Annotated in this window: 1 protein-coding gene; it reads right to left on the bottom strand. The window is 37.4% G+C overall.

Going from position 1 to position 4586, the window contains the following annotated elements:
• Window positions 1–4586 (bottom strand): beta strand repeat-containing protein (locus Q0733_RS12750; RefSeq protein ID WP_367276318.1); only part of this gene is annotated, 4586 nt, incomplete at both ends.

The raw sequence follows: 4586 nt of genomic DNA, 5'->3' as shown, positions 1-4586 counted from the left end.
TTTCCATCGGTTTGACTTACATAATATGTAGTCGCTGCACTTGCTGAACTTGTATCGATCGTTGGTGCTGTTATTGAGGTCGTTCCTGCTGCATCACTATACCAAGCAAGCGTACCTGTAGTTCCGCTTACCGCTGTGGTGATTGCTGCGGCTGTATCGCCTACACAATAGGTTAAGTTACTCGTTGTTGGTGTTGTTGGTAAAGCATTTACCGTAATTGTAAAAGCATCTGTACCTGTACAACCATCGGCTGTCTTATAAGTAAGTGTTCCATTATAGGTTCCTGCAGCTACTGCGGATGGAATTACATAAGTAGCCCCTGAAATGGCTGTATCTGTTGTAATATCTGTAAATCCTGCTGTATTGGCAGCTGCATCATAATCAATCGTATACAACGTTGGTGTACCTACAGTAGCAGTTACCGTTAAAGTTTCACTGATTTCTCCTACACAAACAGTAGCATCATTTACTGTAGCAACAGGTATTACACCTACTGTTAATGTACTTTCTACTGTTTCAGTACAAACTAATGCAGTGTTTTTAACTATAACCTTGTATGTTAATCCACTTAAAGCAGTGGTTGCGTTGTTTATGGTTAAAGTTTGACCTGTTACATCATCATAGGTAGCATCATCTGCTAAATCTGTAAAAACGGTAGGGGCTGCTGTTGAGTTTACTTGCCATTGATATGTAAAACCTGTTGTAACGTCTGAAGAACCAGAATAATCTGGAGTAGAACCAGAAAAAGTAGTTGTGCTATTTAGTACTGGGTTATCACTATCAGCATTTATGGTAACTGTATCGCCAACACAAGCGGTAGTTGCTCCTGGAGGGTTGTCTAATACCATTTGACTTGCTATAATTTCATTACCAGTAACACCATCATAACCACCAGTAGTGCCTGTTACGGTACCATCACTAGCAGCTGCAGGTGCAGTTCCGTCTATATAACCATCTGCATCATCATCTACTCCGCCAGACTCTAAAACATCACTACAACCATCATTGTCTGAATCATTATCTAAATAATCTGGAAAACCGTCATTATCTGTATCACAGGGTACTGCAAAATAAGGCCTGACTACTTCACTAGCATGTCCACCAGATAATGCATAAACTGTATACCCCATACTTTTTATCAATTTAGTTCTATCTAAACCAATAAAAGACATATTACCATCTGCTTGACCTGAATTAGTTTGTATACTAAAATTACCATCTGTTTCAGTTGCCTTTGTAAAATCTGTAGTAGTGTTTGTAAATGTAAAATCTAAATTACTTACTCTTGTATTGTCTTCATACACCACAAAGAAACCTCCAAATCTACTTGGGATATCCATATTATTAAATTCAAAATCTGTTCCATTTGATGATAAAATTACTGGGACTGAGAAATTAATAGCTATTTCTTTTCCAATAGCATTAATAGCATCACCATAATGCCAACCTATATTCCAATTAACAGGATTAGGGCTATTGGTTAATGTAATGTGCTGTACATTTAAACCATTAACATTATTATAACTTTTTGGACTTGAACCAATACCTACTACAGATACGTTATCAGGACATATTTCATTTACATCTAAAATACCATCATTATCATCATCTGCATCTTCTTGATTACAAATACCATCTCCATCAAAATCGTCTGATGGGGCTACACCACCAACTGTACCGGTACAAGTAGCATTAACCGTTAAAGTACTTTCTACCGTACCTTCATAACAAACTAATGCAGTATTTTTTACAACAACCCTGTATGTTAACCCATCTAAGGCAGTAGTTGCATTGCTTATGGTTAAAGTTTGACCTGTTACATTACTATAGGTAGCATCGCTTACTAAATCTGTAAAAACGGTAGGGGCTGCTATGGAGTTTACTTGCCATTGGTAGGTAAAATCTGTTGAAGAAGTTGTTGCACTTGTATAATCTGGCGTAGAACCAGAAAAGGTTGTTGTGCTGTTTAGTACAGGTATATCGCTATCTGCATTTATGGTAACTGAACCACCAGCATTAACTATACTTGCTCCTGGAGGGTTATCTAATACAACTTCACTTGCTACAAGCTCATTACCCGAAAGACCATCATAACCACCAGTACTTGCAGTTACTCTACCATTACTACCAACGGCTGGTAAGGTACCGTCTAAAATACCATCATCATCTGCATCTGTACCACCAGATTCTAAAACATCATTACAACCATCGTTGTCTGAATCTAAGTCTAGGCTATTTATAATTCCATCATTATCAAAGTCTAAGCATGGACTGGGACTAAGATAAAAACTAAAGACAGTGCTTGCATCTGTTGATGAACCTATTACCTTAAAACTAGCCGCAGGTCCATTAGAGGTCCAAATAGTTCCACCATTATTGCTGTTGTCCGATGTATTCGTGCCATCCTCTGTTACTAAGTAGGTATTACTAACCACATCATAAGAAGATATAAAACCTGGTTCTAAGGTAGAGGTCAAATCATAAGAAGCACCATCTAAAGCTATAAATCCTTCATGTAAACCATCTGCCAAAAACTCTCCATGCTTGATTTGAACTTTCACAGTATGTGCCAATGTACCTGTAAGGGTAATAGTGGAGTTTAAAGTCTGAGATACAGTAATAAACCCACCTGTTGATGATGAATTTAAATTTTCATAATTTATGATTACACTTCCTGTAGGCAAGCCAAGGTCTGTACTAGCATCATAAGAACCTGTTACTCCAGTGGCAATACCATTTGTTAACCCAAAATCAGACAACACATTATATTGCACAAAACTGTTATTGCATTCATTTTCTATTGTGTCTAATATACCGTCGTTATCATCGTCATCATCATATTGATTACATATACCGTCTCCATCAAAATCGTCTGAAGGGTTTACACCACCAACTGTACCAACACAAGTAGTATTAACCGTTAAAGTACTTTCTACTGTTTCAGTACAAGCTAATGCAGTATTTTTTACAACAACCCTGTATGTTAAACCATCTAAGGCAGTAGTTGCATTGCTTATGGTTAAAATTTGACCTGTTACATTACTATAGGTAGCATCGCTTACTAAATCTGTAAAAACAGTAGGAGCACCAGTTGAGTTTACTTGCCATTGGTATGTAAAACCTGTTGTAGAAGTTGTTGAGTTTGTGTAATCTGGTGTAGAACCAGAAAAGGTTGTTGTGCTGTTTAGTACAGGGCTATCACTATCTGTATTTATGGTAACTGTATTATTAGCATAAACAGCAGTTGCTCCCGGGGGGTTGTCTAATACAATTTGACTTGCTACAAGCTCATTACCCGAAAGACCATCATAACCACCAGTACTTGCAGTTACTCTACCATTACTACCAACGGCTGGTAAGGTACCGTCTAAAATACCATCATCATCTGCATCTGTACCACCAGATTCTAAAACATCATTACAACCATCGTTGTCTGAATCTAAATCGAAATCGTCTGCTATACCATCGTTATCTGTATCTTGACATTGAGGTTTTACATAGATACGTGCAGAAATAGTATAACCAACTGCATCTGTTGTATAAGTTTGAACCGCAGTAGTTGGGCTATCTGACTCCCAAATAAAATTTCCGCCTGAATTAGTTGATACACCAGAGCCTTCTACAACCTCTACAAAATAAGTACCATTATTGTTACCTGTTATATATCCACTATCTAGAGTGTTTGTTGTAAAAGTATACGTTGTACCGTCTAAACTTACAAGCCCATCTTGATGTCCATCATTAGTAAGAGCACTACCATGTTGAATTTCTACAAAAACAGGTACGGTACCTGTAAATGTAAAAGTAGTTGGGTCATTTGTTGCTACACTATAAACATTATTTACAGTTGTATGGTAATTGGTAGCTGTAAATATAATAGAACCCGTAGGTAAACCCCACATATGACTAATATCTGCAGTAAGATTTTGGTTTCTTGCATTTGCTACAGTTAAGCTACTACTATCTGAACTATTTGTAAATAGAACTCCATCTATAAAATCATAACATTCATTTGTATCTAAAATACCATCATTATCATCGTCATCATCATATTGATTACATATACCATCTCCATCAAAATCATCGCCTTCTCCATAACCACCAACTGTACCAACACAGGTAGTATTAACCGTTAAAGTACTTTCTACTGTACCTTCATAACAAACTAATGCGGTGTTTTTTACAACAACCCTGTATGTTAACCCATCTAAAGCAGTGGTTGCGTTGTTTATGGTTAAAATTTTACTTGTTACGTTATCATAGGTAGCATTGTCTGCTAAATCTGTAAAAACAGTAGGAGCACCAGTTGAGTTTACTTGCCACTGGTAGGTAAAACCTGTTGTAGAAGTTGTTGGGTTTGTATAATCTGGCATAGAAGAACCAGAAAAGGTTGTTGTGCTGTTTAGCACAGGGTTATCACTATCTACATTTATGGTAACTGTATTGCCAACATAAACAGCGGTTGCTCCTGGAGGGTTGTCTAATACAACTTCACTTGCTACAAGCTCATTACCCGAAAGACCATCATAACCACCAGTACCTGCAGTTACTCTACCATTACTACCAACGGCTGGTAAGGTACCGTC

It is taken from the genome of uncultured Polaribacter sp. (genome assembly GCF_947500975.1).
Taxonomy (GTDB): Bacteria; Bacteroidota; Bacteroidia; order Flavobacteriales; family Flavobacteriaceae; genus Polaribacter.
The sequence above is the reverse complement of the archived record's forward strand: the minus strand, read 5'-3'. Positions and strand labels throughout refer to the sequence as shown.